20 protein-coding genes are annotated in these 18021 nt (G+C 38.0%); 4 read left to right on the forward strand and 16 right to left on the reverse strand.

Annotation, left to right across the window (positions count from 1 at the left end):
* Position 1 precedes the first annotated feature (1 nt).
* The 4 genes from VK91_RS05520 to VK91_RS05535 all read right to left on the reverse strand — a co-directional run bounded on the left by VK91_RS05520 (position 2) and on the right by VK91_RS05535 (position 2758).
* Positions 2-1039, reverse strand: a complete 1038-nt coding sequence (locus VK91_RS05520; protein WP_048391546.1) for an aspartate-semialdehyde dehydrogenase — start codon at positions 1037-1039, stop codon at positions 2-4.
* Positions 1040-1121: 82 nt separating this feature from the next.
* Positions 1122-1712, reverse strand: a complete 591-nt coding sequence (locus VK91_RS05525; protein WP_004224962.1) for a dipicolinate synthase subunit B — start codon at positions 1710-1712, stop codon at positions 1122-1124.
* Positions 1706-2485 carry an NAD(P)-dependent oxidoreductase gene (locus VK91_RS05530; protein WP_004224963.1) on the reverse strand — a complete coding sequence of 260 codons (780 nt, stop codon included), beginning with the start codon at positions 2483-2485 and terminating at the stop codon, positions 1706-1708. Before VK91_RS05530 ends, VK91_RS05525 begins: the two co-directional genes overlap by 7 nt.
* Before the next feature lie 9 nt (positions 2486-2494).
* A complete protein-coding gene (locus tag VK91_RS05535) occupies positions 2495-2758 on the reverse strand; it encodes a hypothetical protein (protein ID WP_004224966.1) in 264 nt (87 codons plus the stop codon).
* Between the two features lie 142 nt (positions 2759-2900).
* Between VK91_RS05535 and VK91_RS05540 the strand changes: the two genes are divergently transcribed.
* From VK91_RS05540 to VK91_RS05555, 4 genes are read left to right on the forward strand one after another with little or no spacing between them, the layout of a single operon-like run.
* Complete coding sequence (locus VK91_RS05540) at positions 2901-3278, forward strand: GntR family transcriptional regulator (RefSeq protein ID WP_048391548.1); 378 nt, start codon at positions 2901-2903, stop codon at positions 3276-3278.
* A gap of 1 nt (position 3279) precedes the next feature.
* The gene (locus tag VK91_RS05545; protein ID WP_004224974.1) at positions 3280-4122 is read left to right on the forward strand and encodes an ABC transporter ATP-binding protein; all 843 of its coding nucleotides are present in this window, start codon (positions 3280-3282) and stop codon (positions 4120-4122) included.
* A gap of 2 nt (positions 4123-4124) precedes the next feature.
* A complete protein-coding gene (locus tag VK91_RS05550) occupies positions 4125-4751 on the forward strand; it encodes an ABC-2 transporter permease (RefSeq protein WP_048391550.1) in 627 nt (208 codons plus the stop codon).
* A gap of 10 nt (positions 4752-4761) precedes the next feature.
* Positions 4762-5376, forward strand: a complete 615-nt coding sequence (locus VK91_RS05555; RefSeq protein WP_048391552.1) for an ABC-2 transporter permease — start codon at positions 4762-4764, stop codon at positions 5374-5376.
* A gap of 347 nt (positions 5377-5723) precedes the next feature.
* On the opposite strand, the gene VK91_RS05560 is transcribed toward VK91_RS05555, so the two are convergent.
* From VK91_RS05560 to nusA, 12 genes are all read right to left on the reverse strand, one after another.
* Positions 5724-6947, reverse strand: a complete 1224-nt coding sequence (locus tag VK91_RS05560) for a pitrilysin family protein (RefSeq protein ID WP_048391554.1) — start codon at positions 6945-6947, stop codon at positions 5724-5726.
* Between the two features lie 89 nt (positions 6948-7036).
* Positions 7037-9151 carry a polyribonucleotide nucleotidyltransferase gene (gene pnp, locus VK91_RS05565; RefSeq protein WP_048391556.1) on the reverse strand — a complete coding sequence of 705 codons (2115 nt, stop codon included), beginning with the start codon at positions 9149-9151 and terminating at the stop codon, positions 7037-7039.
* Between the two features lie 614 nt (positions 9152-9765).
* The gene (locus tag VK91_RS05570; protein WP_048391558.1) at positions 9766-10284 is read right to left on the reverse strand and encodes a DoxX family protein; all 519 of its coding nucleotides are present in this window, start codon (positions 10282-10284) and stop codon (positions 9766-9768) included.
* Positions 10285-10725: 441 nt separating this feature from the next.
* Entirely contained in the window at positions 10726-10995 is a 270-nt protein-coding gene (rpsO, locus tag VK91_RS05575; protein WP_004224992.1) for a 30S ribosomal protein S15, read from the reverse strand.
* A 174-nt stretch (positions 10996-11169) separates the two neighbouring features.
* On the reverse strand, positions 11170-12117 hold the full coding sequence (gene ribF / locus VK91_RS05580; RefSeq protein WP_004224996.1) for a riboflavin biosynthesis protein RibF: 948 nt from the start codon (positions 12115-12117) through the stop codon (positions 11170-11172).
* 12 nt (positions 12118-12129) lie between these two features.
* Complete coding sequence (gene truB / locus VK91_RS05585; RefSeq protein ID WP_004225000.1) at positions 12130-13041, reverse strand: tRNA pseudouridine(55) synthase TruB; 912 nt, start codon at positions 13039-13041, stop codon at positions 12130-12132.
* Positions 13042-13156: 115 nt separating this feature from the next.
* Complete coding sequence (gene rbfA, locus VK91_RS05590; protein ID WP_004225003.1) at positions 13157-13498, reverse strand: 30S ribosome-binding factor RbfA; 342 nt, start codon at positions 13496-13498, stop codon at positions 13157-13159.
* Positions 13499-13576: 78 nt separating this feature from the next.
* A complete protein-coding gene (locus VK91_RS05595) occupies positions 13577-13855 on the reverse strand; it encodes a DUF503 domain-containing protein (RefSeq protein ID WP_008178987.1) in 279 nt (92 codons plus the stop codon).
* Positions 13855-16137 carry a translation initiation factor IF-2 gene (infB, locus tag VK91_RS05600; RefSeq protein ID WP_048391561.1) on the reverse strand — a complete coding sequence of 761 codons (2283 nt, stop codon included), beginning with the start codon at positions 16135-16137 and terminating at the stop codon, positions 13855-13857. The genes VK91_RS05595 and infB overlap by 1 nt, the downstream gene beginning before the upstream one ends.
* A gap of 14 nt (positions 16138-16151) precedes the next feature.
* The gene (locus VK91_RS05605; protein ID WP_004225011.1) at positions 16152-16460 is read right to left on the reverse strand and encodes a YlxQ family RNA-binding protein; all 309 of its coding nucleotides are present in this window, start codon (positions 16458-16460) and stop codon (positions 16152-16154) included.
* Positions 16457-16735, reverse strand: a complete 279-nt coding sequence (gene rnpM, locus VK91_RS05610) for an RNase P modulator RnpM (RefSeq protein WP_004269250.1) — start codon at positions 16733-16735, stop codon at positions 16457-16459. The genes VK91_RS05605 and rnpM overlap by 4 nt, the downstream gene beginning before the upstream one ends.
* A 136-nt stretch (positions 16736-16871) precedes the next feature.
* On the reverse strand, positions 16872-18011 hold the full coding sequence (gene nusA, locus VK91_RS05615) for a transcription termination factor NusA (RefSeq protein WP_048391564.1): 1140 nt from the start codon (positions 18009-18011) through the stop codon (positions 16872-16874).
* Positions 18012-18021: the final 10 nt, after the last annotated feature.

Raw genomic sequence — 18021 nt, forward strand, 5'->3', positions numbered from 1 at the left:
CTTATAGTAAGTTATCCTCAAGCATTGCTTCTGCAATTTGGATAGAGTTTAATGCGGCGCCTTTTAATAAATTGTCAGAAACGATCCATAGATGGAACCCTTTGCTGTTGTCTAAATCTTGACGGATACGTCCTACAAAAGTAGCGTCTTCCCCTTCTGCATAAATAGGCATTGGGTAAGTTTGTGTTGCAATATCATCTTGTAATACCACACCTGGTGCGTTGCGTAATACTTCGAAAATCTCTTGGATTGACGCGTCTTTCTCTACCTCAATATAAACAGATTCAGAGTGACCTGAAACGACTGGCACACGAACACAAGTAGCAGCTACTTTTAGCTCTGGTGCATGCATGATTTTTTTCGTCTCATTAATCATTTTCATTTCTTCGTATGTAAATCCATTATCTGTGAATTTATCGATTTGTGGAATGACATTACGAGCAATTGGGTAATGACGTTTATCACTACCAGACGGTAAAATATTTGCTTCTACATCTTTACCTGCATCCCAGTTTTCGCTTTGTGCCTTTAATTCTTGGATCGCAGAAATCCCTGCACCTGATACTGCCTGATAAGTTGAAACAATTACTTTTGTTAAACCAAATGCATGACGAATTGGTTCAAGCGCAGCTACCATTTGAATTGTCGAGCAGTTTGGATTCGCAATAATTCCCTTATGCTTCGCTAAGTCGCCTCGATTCACTTCAGGCACGACAAGCGGTACCTCTGGATCCATACGAAAATGGCTCGTATTATCAATAACTACTGCACCACGCTTAGCTGCTTCTGGTGCAAGCACAGCTGATACTGAACCACCAGCTGAGAATAAAGCGACATTGACGCCTTCGAAAGCCTCAGGTGTCGCTTCTTCAATTGTATATGTTTCCCCATTAAATTCGATTGATTTTCCTGCTGAACGAGCAGAAGCTAGAAATTTAATATGTCCAATCGGAAATTTACGTTTAATCAACTGCTCCATCATTTTCGATCCTACTGCACCTGTTGCCCCAACAACCGCAACTGTTAACTGCTTTGTCATCTGTCATCTCTCCTTGAATACATGTTCCATAATGTGTGCTATTGTATCACAAAAATACTGAAAATTGTGTGTAATCTCTTATTTATTTGAAATATTGTATCAACAGCGGTTGTAATTGCTTTTTCTGCGTAATTGCTGCATGAACAGTATCCACCATTTGCTCAAAATCAGCAATTAAAGAATTTGGTTTGGAGTGAGGGGCATCCTGACCAAAGGGAATAAAATATATATTTTTGGCATTTAACAGTTTCATAATATTTATGCCATTTAAGCCTAGTGCATCGTTTGTGGAAATACCTAAAACTACAGGCGAACCATTACGCAAAGTAGCCTTTGCTGCCATTAACACAGGACTATCTGTTGCCGCATTAGCAAATTTACTTATGCTATTGCCTGTCATGGGGGCTATGACCATTGCATCTAATGGATTGGATGGGCCAAATGGCTCCGCCTCTTTTATAGAAGAAATAACTTTTTCTCCTGTCAAAGCTTCTATTTTGGCAATCCACTCTTCACCTGTACCAAAGCGTGTAGCTGCATGTAAAACGGAATGGGTAATGATTGGAATAACTGTTGCTCCGACATCAATAAAATTTTGGATTTTAGGTACTACATCTTCATACGTACAATGAGAAGCAGTAATACCTAAGCCAATTCGTTTCCCCGTTAACAATTTTCTTCCTCCTCTATTGCCTTGCACAATATTGTAGCAGCATCATGTGCAAAGTATTTCCCAGGCAATGATGGCAATAGTACATACGTTTGTAATTGATCAGAATCTATATCTAAACATCCTGGCTCTGAAGCCAAGTCATATAAAACAGTTGGAACATGCTCTATAAAAGACTCTGTAATCCATTTAGCAGGAATTGTATTAATAAAAATGCCATCTGTAATAGACCATTGGCGATCATCTAAATTCGTGGCTTTATAACCATAAGCTTTTGCTTCACTCACTTGTACAACTGAACGTGCAACAATATGAACATTTGCACCCATCTTAACTAGTAAAGAGGCGAGCATTTTTGCGATGCGACCAAAACCTGCGATTGTGAAATTTTGTCCGTAAATACATTTTTGCTCGAGTCCGTAAAACGTGGCGATAAATCCCTCCGCTGTTAATCGAGCATTTTGCCAAATAAATGATTCTTGTTGTAAATAGCAAATAGATTCATTTTTCTCTAGTAATTGCTTCCAATGCATTGTTAATCGACCTGTATAAAATTTCACTTGTGATATACCATAGAGCTGCTCAACTTCTATTTTTAATGGAAGAATAGGTAATACGATTTTATTAGGCTGGAATTCTAAAACAAGTTTATTTAACTCTTCGTTCCATACAGTTGTTCTTTTATAAAATACTGTTCTCGATGGACTTCTTAGCATTGTAGCTAGTTCCTTTAATCGGGAGTCCTCACCGATAACAAGCCATTTTTCGTTTTCCAAAAGCTCACCTCACTGTAAATATTCTGACTGTACTGTAGATGTCTTATTAAATAAAATACGATCTTCACCAATTAAAATAATTTCGTGCCAAGGTATCATTTCACTAACTTTCATTTTCTTTTTTTGGAATGGTAGTTTATCTTTCACAATTTCAAAACCATGTATTTTCCCTGTTTGCACATCTAATAGGCATTCTGTATGTGCCAGGATGCCAAAATGTACGCCACCCTCAATTTGAATTAACTCCTTATCCACCATCTCAGATAGTAGCATGCCTCATCTCCCTCCTTGAGCCGTTACCTCAATATATGCGGACTTTTTGCAAATCGTGACCCCTACCTAAAGTACGAATATGTTGCATTTTTATCGCTTTCTGTATATAGTGTATATATACAGTTATAAGAGGTGATGATTTGTGCATATCCATTTAAGTAATGCGAGTGAAAAACCTATTTATGAACAAATCACCATACAGCTCAAAGAGGCTATTTTAGCTAATAAATTACAGGCTGGTGATGCACTACCGTCTATCCGCGCTTTAGCAAAGGATTTAAAAATAAGTGTGATGACCACTAAACGTGCCTATGCTGATTTAGAGCGAGATGGTTTCATTGAAACAGTCGCTGGTAAAGGGAGCTTTGTCACAGAACGAAATCAAGACTTTCTACGTGAGGAGCTATTACGGCAGGTAGAGGGGCATTTGCAAAAGGCAGCAAAAATAGCGAAAACCGCTGGACTTTCTGGTGAAGAATTACAAGAACTACTATCTTTAATGTTAGAGGAGGATAAGTAATATGAATGCCATTGAAATTCATGATCTACATAAGGGCTTTGAAGGCTTTTTTCTTAAAGATATAAGTTTTTCCGTCCCACAAGGCACGGTAATGGGTTTTGTTGGAGAAAACGGGGCTGGCAAATCAACAACGATAAAATGCATGCTGAATTTAATAAAAAAAGAATATGGCGAAATTTTGCTATTTGGCAAAGATCATGTCGAACACGAACTATCGATAAAAAACGACATCGGCGTTGTATTTGACGATTTACATGTACCAGAAACGCTAAATGCGACGCAACTCGACAAAATCATGAGAAAAGTATTTCAAACATGGGATTCAGACTATTATTTTGAAAGATTAGCTCAATTTAAGGTGCCAAAGAGGAAGAAGATAAAGGAACTATCACGAGGAATGAGGATGAAGCTATCAATTGCCTTAGCATTGGCACATCATCCAAAATTATTGATTTTAGATGAGCCAACAAGTGGATTAGACCCTATTATTCGGGATGAAATTCTGGATTTATTTTTAGCATTTATGCAGGATGAAACGCACAGCATTTTATTTTCATCGCATATTACAAGCGATTTAGAAAAAATTGCTGACTATATTACGTTAATTCATAATGGTGAGATTTTATTGAGCGAGAGTAAAGATGCTCTATTATATGAATATGGTATTTTCAAAGGTAACAGTGAGGAAGTAAACGACTTGCCAGAGCATGCTATTCTAAGAACCCGTCCTGGTGCGTTTGGAATAGAAGCATTAGTTCTGAAAAATGAAGTAAATGAGGCTTTCAGACTTGAAAGGCCTTCTATAGAAGATATCATGCTATTTTTCGTGAAAGGTAGTGTTTAAATATGGTAGGACTTATCCTAAAAGATTTAATGACCATTCAACGACAAATGAAAGCACAAGCATTTGTTCTTATATTTCTTCTTGTGATGGCGATTTTTATGCAGCAAAGCGCAATGCTTCTAGCTGTTATTGTTTTTATTGTTACGATACAAGCGATAACTGCGCTTAGCTACGATGAACAAAGTAAGTGGGATAAATACGCTAATACTTTACCAATTTCTAAAGCGGATATCGTTTTTAGTAAATATATACTCAGTGTGATGTTAATGATTTTCGGACTTGTTATGGCATTACCTATCCTATTTTTTATCAATTTTTTTACCAATAACGACATCACTTCAGAATTTTTCCTAACGTTTAATTTGATCATAACATCGGCGCTCTGTTTATTAGCCGTATTACTACCTATCTATATTAAATTTGGCTCTATTAAAGGAAGAATAGTCCTCATTGCGTTTTGTTTTATTCCTGGCTTCTTAACGGGGATGTTTAAAGAATATATCCCTGATATGACTCAAACGTTTCTATATTTAAAGCAATATGTCTATTTAGCACCTTTGGGCGGGCTAATACTGCTCTGCCTCTCCTCTCTAGTTTCTACTGCTATTTATAAAAGAAAAGAGTTTTAGGAGGGATCTCATGCGAGCACTGTTGTTACAAAGAATTGTCGTACAAAAATGGACTATTCTTTTTACAATGACGATATGTTTACTTCTTCATTTTGTACATTTACCTTTTGTAGATAGTCCTTCTATCGGATTATTTGTTGTCGTTATTTCAGCCAACATCGTAGATAATTTATATAGAGGCGACCGTCAAGTAAAGTGGACAATGTATGTCAATACGCTACCTCTATCAAAGAAAACACAATTGCAATCCGATTTTTTATTTTGCTATGGCCTTATTGCATTGCTCTTTATTATCCTTGCGCCTATGTATTTCTCACAACCTGATGCATCTGAAAATTTTATCGAGCATCTTGCTATGTACTTTGCTTATATAAGTAGCGCCTCTTTCCTCATCTGTAGTCAATTTTATATTCAGCATCTTGATGAAACAGAGAGAATGCGAACGGTTAGAATGCTTACAGCTATTGTGCTTATCATTCTGCTAAATTTTGTTATTCATTATTATTTATCACTAGTAGCTGCAAATTTAATTATCTTATTCATACCAACACTGATTAGTATCCTCATCACTTTTCTTGTGTTTCACAAATGTCTTTATTTATATTTGGCAAAGGAAATTTGCTAAACATTCATCAAAAAATAGGCTGCCTTATTTGGCAGCCTATTTTTAATCGTGTTGAATAGCAAAACAGTCAATCAAAAGGAAATGGATTTCATTGCAGGCTACTTGCTTTCCTATGAGCATGTGCAGAGCGGCTTCCTTCGCTACCTCTCCATTTAGAGAGGGTGACATGTCTCGCTATCCCCTTGAATCAAGTACCTTCCCTCGCCAGTTCATAAAGTGTTACCTTCTGGGTAAAGGTTTTCACTACTCATTTTATGGAGGGCTGTTGTCACTTATCCACATTGAAAATAAATGCCAATCTCCTATCTAATAATAGCTTGAACAAATACTATCTTATTAAAATATCTTTATTCGCTAGGACCTATGATTGAGATAGCTGGTTCGGCTTTTAAAATTTTAGCAATCAGCCGATCCACTGACTCCATCGATACGGCATCTATCGATTTAAGAACCTCGTCTACTGTTCGATGCTTGCGATGAACAAGTTCACTTGTTCCATTTCGATTCATACGAGCTCCCGTCCCTTCTAAGCCAAGGACAAAGCTTCCTTTAAGCTGCTCTTTCGCATTATCAAGCTCCTCCTCTGTCACACCACCCGCTACAATATCTAATAAAGTGGCATCAATCGTGTGCTGAAGCTGTGCTAATTGCTGTCGACTAGTACTACCATAAATCGTAAAAGCACCTACATCTGCATAACACGATTGATAGGAGAAAATAGAATAGGCTAGCCCACGTTCTTCTCGTACTTCCTGAAACAATCGAGAACTCATATTGCCTCCAATTATATTGTTAAGCGCAATAAAGCTATACATATCTGGATCTTTTACACCAATTGCTGGATAGGAAATCGCGACATGTGCCTGCTCTGTATCGCGTATTTTTGTAATTTCCCCTGGATAAAATGAAGGATTTGTCAGGACAGGCGCAATAGCATGCGGTGAAGGTTGATAGTGACCAAATAAATCTTCAATCGTTTGCATAAGCTGAGATGAAATATTACCTGCAATAGAAATAACAACGGACTCTGGCCCATAATGTTTATCCATATATTTTCGTATAGCATCTGCTGTAAATGTCTTTAATGTAGCAGCCGTACCTAGTATTGGACGACCGAGTGCATCATTCGGATACATGACACCCCACAGCTTCTCATGAACGTCATCATCAGGAGCATCTTCGCTCATTAAAATTTCTTCTAATACTACTTGTCGCTCTTTTTCTAATTCTTCTTCCGCAAAGGTAGAATTGAAAAACATATCTGCTAGTATTGTGACCGCAAGCTCCGCATGATGATCTAAAACTTTAGCATAGTAACATGTATTTTCTTTCGATGTGAAGGCATTTAGCTCTCCTCCGATTCGATCAAATTCTTCAGCAATTTGACGAGCTGAACGAGTTGTTGTGCCTTTAAACAACATATGCTCAATAAAATGTGTGATACCATTCTCTTCAGGTAGCTCATAGCGAGAGCCAGCATTCACAAAGATACCTAATGCCACTGATCTTACATGATCAATTTGCTCTGATACAATTCGAACACCATTCTGACATGTATGTACTTGAACCAAACTATCTCCCCCAATTATAAAAATCCTCTACTTTTCTTCTTGCTACTATCGAAAAAGGCTGCGCAATTTACGCAGCCTTTTAATCAATATTATTTTTCTTGTTCAGCGCGCTCTTTTTCCTCTTGAATTACTACTTTGCGAGATAAATTCACACGACCTTGCTTGTCGATTTCAATCACTTTTACAAGTAATTGATCGCCAAGTTTTAAGACGTCCTCCACTTGCTTTGTTCGTTCCTCTTGAATTTCAGAAATGTGAAGCAAGCCATCTTTCCCTGGGAAGATTTCGCAAAAGGCGCCGAATTTTTCAATACGTTTCACTGTTGATAAGTAGTATTCCCCTACTTTTGCTTCACGTACGATATCTTCAATAATTTGTTTTGCACGTGCATTCATTGCTTCATCAGCAGAAGAAATATAGATTGTACCATCTTGCTCTGTATCAATCTTAACGCCCGTTTCTTCAATAATTTTATTAATTTGTTTACCACCTGGTCCAATTACATCGCGAATTTTATCAGGATTAATTTTTACAATAACAATTTTTGGTGCAAACGCAGATAATTGTTTACGTGGCTCTGGCAGTGTAGCAAGCATTGATTCTAGAATATGCATACGTCCGACTTTTGCTTGTGTCAGTGCTTCTTCTAAAATATTGCGAGATAAACCATCAATTTTAATGTCCATTTGTAGAGCTGTTACACCTTTAGCTGTACCAGCCACTTTAAAGTCCATATCGCCTAAATGGTCTTCCATTCCTTGAATATCCGTTAAAATAGAATAATGTTCACCTTTTTTAATAAGGCCCATTGCAATACCTGCAACTGGTGCTTTTAATGGGACACCCGCATCCATCATGGCTAATGTAGACGCACAAATAGAAGCTTGAGAAGTTGATCCGTTTGATTCAAGTACTTCTGATACACAACGAATTGTATAAGGGAAGACCGACTCATCTGGAATGACTGCTTCAAGTGCACGCTCACCTAACGCACCATGACCAATTTCACGACGACCTGGTCCACGGATTGGACCCGTTTCCCCTACAGAAAATTGAGGGAAGTTATAATGGTGCATAAAGCGTTTTGACTCTTCCACACCCAAACCGTCAATAATTTGTACATCACCAAGCGCACCTAATGTACAAATAGAAAGTGCTTGTGTTTGTCCACGTGTAAACAGACCTGAACCATGTGTACGTTGTAATAAGCCTGTTTCAGAAGAAAGTGGTCGGATTTCGTCGAGCTTACGACCATCTGGACGAATCTTATCTTCCGTGATTTGACGGCGTACTTCTTCTTTTACCATCTTGTCAAGAATTGTGTACACTTGTTTCATTGTTTCGTCATCTGCTTCTTGCTCTTCATAGGAAGCGATAACTCGCTCTTTAACAGCTTGAATTGCCTCATCACGAGCATGTTTCTCTGCCGTTTGAATTGCGTCATGCATATCAGTCTCACAAGCTGCTTTTATATCGGCTTGAATTGCTTCGTCAATTTCAAATAGTGTCACTGGTAACTTTTCTTTACCAACCTCTGCCACAATTTGCTCTTGGAAAGCAATGATTTTTTTGATTTCTTCATGACCGAACATAATCGCTTCTAACATGATTTCCTCTGGTACTTCAAGTGCTCCCGCTTCAACCATATTGATAGCATCTTTGTTCCCTGCTACAGACAAATGAATTGTTGAGCGATTCGATTGCTCTACTGTCGGGTTTACAATGAATTCTCCATCAATATAACCAACTTGTACACCTGCTATTGGCCCATCAAATGGAATATCAGAGATCGCTAATGCTAATGATGAACCAACCATTGCTGCCATTTCAGATGTACAGTCAGGATCATTTGACATAACCATAGAAATAACTTGTACTTCATTACGGAAACCATCCGGGAACATCGGACGAATCGGACGGTCGATTAAACGGCTTGCTAAAATCGCCTTTTCAGATGGACGTCCTTCACGCTTAATAAAGCCGCCAGGAATTTTACCTGCAGCATATAGACGCTCTTCATAGTTTACTGTTAATGGGAAGAAATCAAGTGGTTTAGGTGATTTTGACATTGTTGCTGTAGCAAGTACAGAAGTATCGCCATAGCGTACTAATGCGGCTCCGTTTGCTTGTTTTGCTAACTGTCCTACTTCAATTACAAGTGGACGGCCAGCCCATTCATAGGAATAGACTTTCTTTTCGTTCATTCAATGAACCCCTCTCTATTATAAAAACACTTACTTCGTCTGTATGTACTAATAGTAAGTGTACCAAAAATGCTTGTTCTATGCTAAATAATATTTCATGAAATAATCATACATTTAAATTCAGTTATTGCCAATTTATTTAAGATTTATTTCATTATTTTATTGAAAAAGCATTTTTGGTATATGGATTTTTTTATATTGATTCCTTCTTGACGAAAAGTAATGTATGTAAATGGAAATAACTGCTTCGCTAACATTAGTTTTTCAAATACAAGTTTAAACAATAGACTTATTATAACATGGAGCTTATCATACAACATCCTATAAGGTAAAAGAAAGTTGGTTCATCTAGGAAAGTTAGTAAGTCAGGCAAATAATAGTCGGGATTTACATAGTATTGAAAAGTAAAACCATCAATAGAATTTTTGTGAAAGTAGCGTAAGTGAGTAAAGCTGAATCATCGGACGCCCAGTGGAACGAAAATCACCCCCTCACCTTGCTTTTCTGCTAGTGACATTTCTTTTTTCAACAACTTAAATACCCCACCCATATAATGGGCGGGGTATATTCAGACTAATGAGTAGTCTCCTAATATAAGATATGTAAAAATTTTATTATGTAATTTTAACAGGTTGAACAACTTCTTTTTTCTTATTTCTCGCCATCTTTTCACCTATGATTGGCATAATAAAGCGGTCAAGCCCAAATTTCCCAGCATTGTAACCAGCAACGGCTATAAAGATTGCAAGTAAAATATCCCAAGGATTGCTAGATATAGTACCTGCCATTAGGAAGGCAAAATTCATGACCATACCAAAAAATGCAGCATATGTCGTTAAGCATCCCAGAATTAATCCTAGCCCTACTAAAAATTCTCCCCAAGGCACAAGAATATTAATTAGCTCAGCATTTGGCAAAGCAAATGATTCAATAAACTTTACATACAGTGGGTAGGCGAGCTCTTCTCCACTTGTCACTGGATTTGCAATAGCATTGGCTAAAAAGCCAGATGCATCAAAGCCATTAAACAATTTTCCCCAACCTGCTGTAAGCCAATGCCAGCCTAAATAAACACGAATAACTGTTAAAATACCTGCAACAATATTATTCTCTCTTAATAATTGGTTAAACATCCTACTCACCCTTCTAAATGATTTAGTTTACATTTCACCAACTATTAACATAGAAAGTTTTCTAACCCATAGCCATCGTTTACTAGTATTCAATGATAGCATTTAGATTGTATGATTGACGCTTATGTACCAATTTTGAGCCTCTATCCTATAATTTGCTGGATTGTATTTCATGAAATATAATAGCAATCTAGCCTTCAATTTATCTACTTCAATTACACTTGCAAATGATGAACGCAATGACTATAAATGGGCTGTGAAATGTGATTAGAATATATCACCCTTTTATCAAGTATCAAATCATTTTTATCTATCGTTCATCGTAGTGTAAAAAAGTTATGGCTTATTGTTGAACAAAATTAACAAGATTATCTCAAAAAAAAGACTGTAGACAAACATCAGTTTGTCTACAGTCTAATATAGGATTACTTTTGCTATTAATTAGCGACGTAAGCCTAAACGGTTGATTAATTCACGGTAACGTTGTACGTCTGTTTCACGAAGGTATTTTAATAAGTGACGACGACGACCTACCATTTTAAGAAGACCACGCTCAGAGTGGAAATCTTTTTTGTGAGTACGTAAGTGAGTATTTAGAGCATTGATTTCCTCTGTTAATACTGCAACTTGTACTTCTGGTGAACCAGTGTCACTTTCGTGAGTACGGTACTCAGCGATAATTTCGTTTTTACGTTCTTTTGTAATAGCCATTTGTATGGACCTCCTAAATTATAATTAATCCCCATTAGCACAGTAAACGTTGGAGTCATCGATATACCGAGCTAAGGTTAAGCATTTATGCACTTATGAATATTACCATAAATCACATAGTCAAGCAAGTAAAACGTCGACTTGGCTAATGTGACTACAGTAATGAAGTACTTCTTATAGCTGGTTAAAGTAACGGATTGCTTCTTGTTTATCCTTTTCAATTTGTGTTTTCAAGGCCTCAATACCATCGAATTTCCGTTCACTTCGTATACGTTTATACCATGCCACATGTACTTCTTCACCGTAGATATTTTTATCAAAGTTTAAAATATGGACTTCAATCGATAATTGCTTATCATTTGGATCTTTGAAAGTTGGCTTATAGCCCACGTTGCAAACACCATCATACCAGTTATTTTGTACAAGCAGACGAACAGCATAAACACCACTAGCTGGAATAAACGTTCCTTCTAATGCTTGGACATTTGCAGTAGGGAAACCAATAGTACGACCACGTTTATCACCATGGACAACAATCCCATTGATTTCAAACGGTCTCCCTAATAAAACTGTTGCTTCTTCCATATCGCCTTCTTGTAATAGCTTGCGTATACGGGTAGAGCTGATTTTCTCAACATCATCTGTTTTCTTCTCAACAATTGTAACGCCATAATCACCATTACTTAATAAACGCATATCTTCCATTGTTCCCTTACCAAATGCTCCAAACGAATAATCGAAGCCAGCTGTCACATGCTGAATATTTAACCCACGGATAAATGTATCAATAAATGCCGCTGGTGAAAGTTTGGCAAAATCTGAAGTGAAGTGGACAACGAATACCGTATCCACACCCTGTTCTTCAAACAGCTGTAATTTCTGTTGTAAGAGTGTAATATAAAAAACCTTTTCGTTACGTCCACCAAGGACTAATGAAGGATGTGGATCGAATGTCATCACTGCAGTTGGAATTTGTCGCTTGTTGCCCTCTTCCTTAGCTGCCTTGATAACTGCTTGATGCCCTCTATGTACACCATCGAAAAAGCCAAGAGCTAATGAATACGGCTGCATGCTTTCTCGTTGCTGTAATTGATGTGGGTATTTTAAATGAATGACCTCCATTGAAAAATCCTCCTACTCTATCGTCGGAAACATCTTATGTGGCTTCATCAAACCATCCTTTGTTGGGTGAGCTTGATAAACCGCAACTGCCTTTCCATTGATTCCATACACAATTTTATCATGACTATTTAATAATGCATCTGCTGGAAGCACTTGTCCATTGAAAATTTCTTTTTCATTGGCATTCGTAATCTCAATATATGGATAGTCTGCTAATGCATACTCGACAGGTAAAATGCAGGAAGCTACTTGCTCAGTCTCCATTAGCTCAGCAACCTGTGCTAACGTAAAACAGTTATCCTGTGTAAAAGTACCAGAAGCAGTTCGTACAAGCTCCTTCATATGTGCTGGATAGCCAAGCGCCTCACCAATTTGCACAGCTAATGTTCGAATATATGTCCCTTTACTACAGGCGATACGTACTGGAAATGTGATTTCTTGTCCCTCATAATGTGCTAGCTCATCAAGTAGCTCTAAATTATAAATTGTTACTTGGCGAGTTGGTCTTTCAACACTTTCACCTTTTCGCGCATATTCATAGAGGCGCTTCCCATTAACTTTTACTGCTGAAAACATGGGTGGTGTTTGTTCAATAACTCCAGTCAATGAAGCTAAAACCTCTAACAACTGTTCACGAGAAAATTTTTTTATCGTAAGATCTTCTTCAACGGTTTCACCTTCTGCATCCTCGGTTGTCGTGGTACGACCAATTGAAATGATTGCTTCATAGGTTTTCCCTGCGTCAGTTAAATATTCTGCTATTCGAGTTGCTTGGCCAATACAAATTGGTAGTACGCCCTCAACACCTGGATCCAGTGTACCTGTATGCCCAACTTTTTTTGTCCGCAAAATTTTGCGTAATTTAAAGACACAATCATGGCTTGTCATGCCTCTTTCTTTCCAAAGCGGTAAAATACCGTTCATATAGCTCCTCCCAAACTGCTTACTCTATCATTTATTTATTCATTGGCAATATAACTTTTTCCATGAAGCTAAAAAGTCTGCCTGCATAAACATGCATGTGGCAGACTTTTTTAGCTTATTCTTTGTGTAAATCTCTTAACAATGAATCAATACGGTTCCCATATTCAATCGATGAATCAAATTCAAAGATTAATTCTGGTGTACGTCGTAAACGAATGCGTGATCCGATTTCAGAGCGAATGAAGCCCGAAGCTTTTACTAAAGCTTTAAGCGTTTCCTCTCGTTCACGTTCGTTGCCTAAAGATGTAATATAGATTGTCGCTTGCTGTAAATCACCCGTTACTTCAACACCTGTAACAGTCACAAAACCAACACGCGGATCTTTTATTTTACGGCCAAGAATATCACCAAGCTCCTTTTTCATTTGCTCGGCAACACGGTTTGAACGTAGAGACATAATTTGTCACCTCTATTTCGATGTACAGATAGTTGTGTGTTCCATGCCTTCGTAAGCTAGACAACTATCTACTACTACTTATAAATAATCTCGCCACACATTAAGCTGTTCCCATGACGGATTTGACTCTAAATAGTGGAGCGCGTGATTAATTTCTCGTTCAGCTGCTTCTTTGGAAGAAGAAACAGCAACAAGTGCTAATTTCGTACGCTGCCATACATTTTGATGGTCAATTTCCGCAATAGAAACGTTAAATTTCTGCTTTGTGCGGGTAATCATACGCTGTAAGACAGCACGCTTTTCCTTTAACGAATGGGCAGTTTGAATGATAAATTCAACCTCTGCATACACGATCATTAGGCGCGTTTAACCTCTTCCATAATATAGGCTTCAATAATGTCGCCTTCTTTAATATCATTGAAGTTTGTAATCGTAATACCACATTCGTATCCTTTTGCCACTTCTTTTACTTCATCTTTGAAGCGTTTAAGCGTATCTAGCTCACCTTCAAAAATAACGACGTTATCACGGATCACACGTACACCTGAATCACGTGTTACCTTTCCTTCTGTTACATATGAACCAGCAATTGTACCAACTTTTGATACTTTAATTGTTTGACGAACTTCTGCTTGACCAATAATTTTTTCTTCAAATTCAGGATCAAGCATACCTTTCATTGCTTGTTCAATTTCTTCAATTACTTTATAGATAATGCGGTGTAAGCGAATATCTACACCCTCTTCTTCTGCTGCACGTTTTGCGTTAACATCCGGACGTACATTAAATCCAATAACGATGGCATTAGAAGCTGCTGCAAGAGAAATATCAGATTCGGTAATAGCTCCAGCACCTGTATGAATAATTTTCACATTTACGCCTTCCACATCAATTTTCATTAGGGAGGCTGCCATAGCTTCAACAGTACCTTGAACGTCAGCTTTCACAATTAAGTTGAGCTCTTTCATTTCGCCTTGGCTCATTTGTTCAAATAAGTTATCAAGCGTTACACGTTGTTTTTCTGAACGTTGTGCTTGAATCGCTGACATTGCTCTTGTTTCTCCAACTTGACGTGCTGTTTTCTCGTCTTCAAAGACAACGAAACGGTCACCTGCTTGAGGTACATCATTTAAACCTGTAATTTCAACTGGAGTTGATGGGCCAGCTTCTTTTACTCGACGACCTTTGTCATTTACCATCGCACGTACACGACCATACGTATGACCTACAACGATTGGGTCACCTACTTTTAATGTTCCATCTTGTACTAAAAGCGTAGCAACAGAGCCACGACCTTTATCAAGCTGAGCTTCGATTACTGTTCCAAGTGCTAAACGTTCTGGATTTGCTTTAAGCTCGCCTACTTCAGCTACAAGTAAAATCATCTCTAACAATGTATCAATGCCTTCACCTTTTAACGCTGAAATTGGAACGAAAATTGTATCTCCACCCCATGCTTCAGGAACTAAGCCATGTTCTGTTAATTCTTGCATCACACGATCTGGATTTGCCGATGGTTTATCCATTTTATTCACAGCCACAATTATTGGTACTTCAGCAGCCTTGGCATGATTGATCGCTTCTACTGTTTGTGGCATAACACCATCATCAGCAGCTACAACTAAAATTGTTAAATCCGTTACTTTTGCACCACGCGCACGCATTGTTGTGAAAGCCGCATGTCCTGGTGTATCAAGGAATGTAATTTTCTTGTCGCCTTCTGTAACTTGGTATGCACCAATATGTTGTGTAATACCACCAGCTTCTCCTGCTGTTACTTTTGTATGGCGAATAGAGTCTAATAAAGTTGTTTTACCATGGTCAACGTGACCCATAATTGTTACAACTGGCGGACGTTCTGATAAATCTGCCTCGTTTACTTCTTCTGTTTGCTCGAAGTGTGTTTCTAAATCCGTAATATCTACACGAATTTCTTCTTCCACTTCTACACCGTAGTCTGCGCAAATTAATTCAATTGCATCCTTATCTAATTCTTGGTTAATTGTTGCCATTACGCCAAGCATGAATAATTTTTTAATGATTTCAGATGGCTCACGGTGTAATTTTTTTGCTAATTCTGCAACTGATAATGATTCAACAAAAGTAATTTTTTCTGGAAGTTCCTTTTGTTTCACTGGAATTGATGGTTGATGCGTTTTTGGATGGCGACGTTTGCCTCCATGAATCCCTGGTTTTGGACGTTGGTTGTAACCACCGCCACCTCTACGATTATTATTGTTATTATTATTATTTTGTGTCATATTTCTATTTTGATTACCTTTTGTATTCTTAGATTTTTCGTTAGACGAATTTGAGTTTTGCTGTGCATGTTGCTGATTGTTTACTTTTGGCTTAGAAGTAGCAGATTGCTGCCTTTGTCCTTCTTGCTTTTTCACCGAATGCTGTGGTTTTTGCTGGCCATTTGATTGAGGTTTTTGTGCCATGTTTTGAGTTGATTGTTTTGCTACATTTTTCTCAGGTGTTGCTTTAAATGTTTGATTTAACTTTGCCACAGCGTCTTTTTCCAACATAGACATATGGTTTGTTACACTCACATTTAATTTACTTAGTGCTTCAATAACCTCTTTACTCGTTTTATTCACTTGCTTCGCATATTCATGAACTCTGATTTTGGTCATCTGCTCACCCCCGATTAGTTTTCGTTGAGTAGACTAGACAATTTACTTGCAAAACCTTTATCGGTAATAGCTAAAGCCACACGGGCCTCCTTACCTGTAGCATGTCCTAGATCATATCGATCTCCAATTACATGATACTCAACGTTGTAGTACGTGCACTTATCTTGAATTTTTTTACTAGAGTTTTTAGAAGCATCGTTTGCAAGCAGTACTAGTTTAGCATTGCCATTGCGGACTTCCTTTACTACTAACTCTTCTCCTGAAATCACCTTACGTGCTCTTGCTGCGATTCCAAGCAAATTAAATATTGCTTGATTTATCATAAAATTGACTCCCTACGAATCAGCAAAATAAGTTCCTCGTATATTTCTTCAGGAATTTTCACATCAAGTTGGTGCCCTAATACATTTTTCTTACGCGCGAGGTCAACTGCCTGCTCTGATTTAGAGACATAGGCACCACGCCCAGGCTTTTTCCCGGAGACATCTACACTTACTTCGCCCTCTTTCGAACGAACAACACGTATCATCTCTTTCTTTGGTAGCATTTCTCCAGTTGCTACACATTTACGAAGAGGTACTTTTTTGTTTACAGCCATAAGAATCACCATTCCTCTCTGAAGCTTGTCGTAAGAGGTGGACAAGTCATGCTCTACTTGACGCTCTGACAGTATTCAGTCGGCGTAGGGGGCCCACTGAATACTGTCAGCTAACTTGTCACACGGGCTTTCTTACTTATTCTTCGTCGTCTTGATATAAGTCAACTGCTACATCATCAAAATCACTTTCTTCATCATGAGCAGGGATGAAAGTGCTTGTAGCCGAAGGATAAATACCTAATTCACGGGCATCAGTCTCACTCTTAATATCAATTTTCCAGCCAGTAAGCTTCGCTGCTAGACGAGCATTTTGCCCACGTTTACCGATAGCTAGAGATAATTGATAGTCTGGTACAACGACTGTTGTCGACTTTTCTTCTTCATTCACTTGTACATCTAATACTTTTGATGGGCTTAATGCATTAGCTACAAATACAACTGGGTCTTCAGACCATTCTACGATATCAATTTTTTCACCATTTAGTTCATTGACAATTGTTTGTACACGAGCTCCCTTTGCCCCAACACATGAACCAACTGGATCCACTTCCTCATTATGAGCGAAAACAGAAATTTTAGAGCGATCTCCAGCTTCACGTGCAATTGATTTAATCTCTACAATACCCTCATAAATTTCAGGTACTTCCATCTCAAATAATCGACGTAATAAACCAGGATGTGTACGAGACACAATCACTTGAGGTCCACGAGTTGTACGTTCCACTTTTGTAATATACACTTTAATACGATCATGTGGATGATAAGATTCACCTTGGATTTGTTCATTAACAGGCAATGCCGCTTCTACTTTCCCTAAACCTACATAGATATTACGAGCATCTAAACGTTCAACAACGCCAGTTACGATATCATCTTCACGGTCTACGTACTGCTCATAAATTAAACCTCGTTCCGCTTCACGTACGCGTTGTGTAACTACTTGCTTTGCTGTTTGTGCAGCAATGCGTCCAAAGTTACGTGGTGTTACTTCCTGCTCCACGATATCCTCTAGCTGATAGGCTGGATTAATGACTTTTGCATCTTCTAAAGAAATTTGCAAACGATCATCTTCTACCTCTTCCACAACATCTTTACGTGAAAATACACGAATTGAGCCCTTATCTAAATTTAAGTCTACTCGAACATTTTGTGCTTGGTTAAAGTTGCGTTTGTAAGCTGTAACTAATGCCGCTTCAATGGCTTCGATTAACACATCTCTTGAAATTCCTTTTTGTTCTTCTAGCGCATTCAGCGCATCTAACAAATCACTACTCATTTTGTTTTCA

Source organism: Lysinibacillus sp. LK3, assembly GCF_001043675.1.
In the GTDB taxonomy this organism is placed as follows: Bacteria; Bacillota; Bacilli; order Bacillales_A; family Planococcaceae; genus Lysinibacillus; species Lysinibacillus capsici.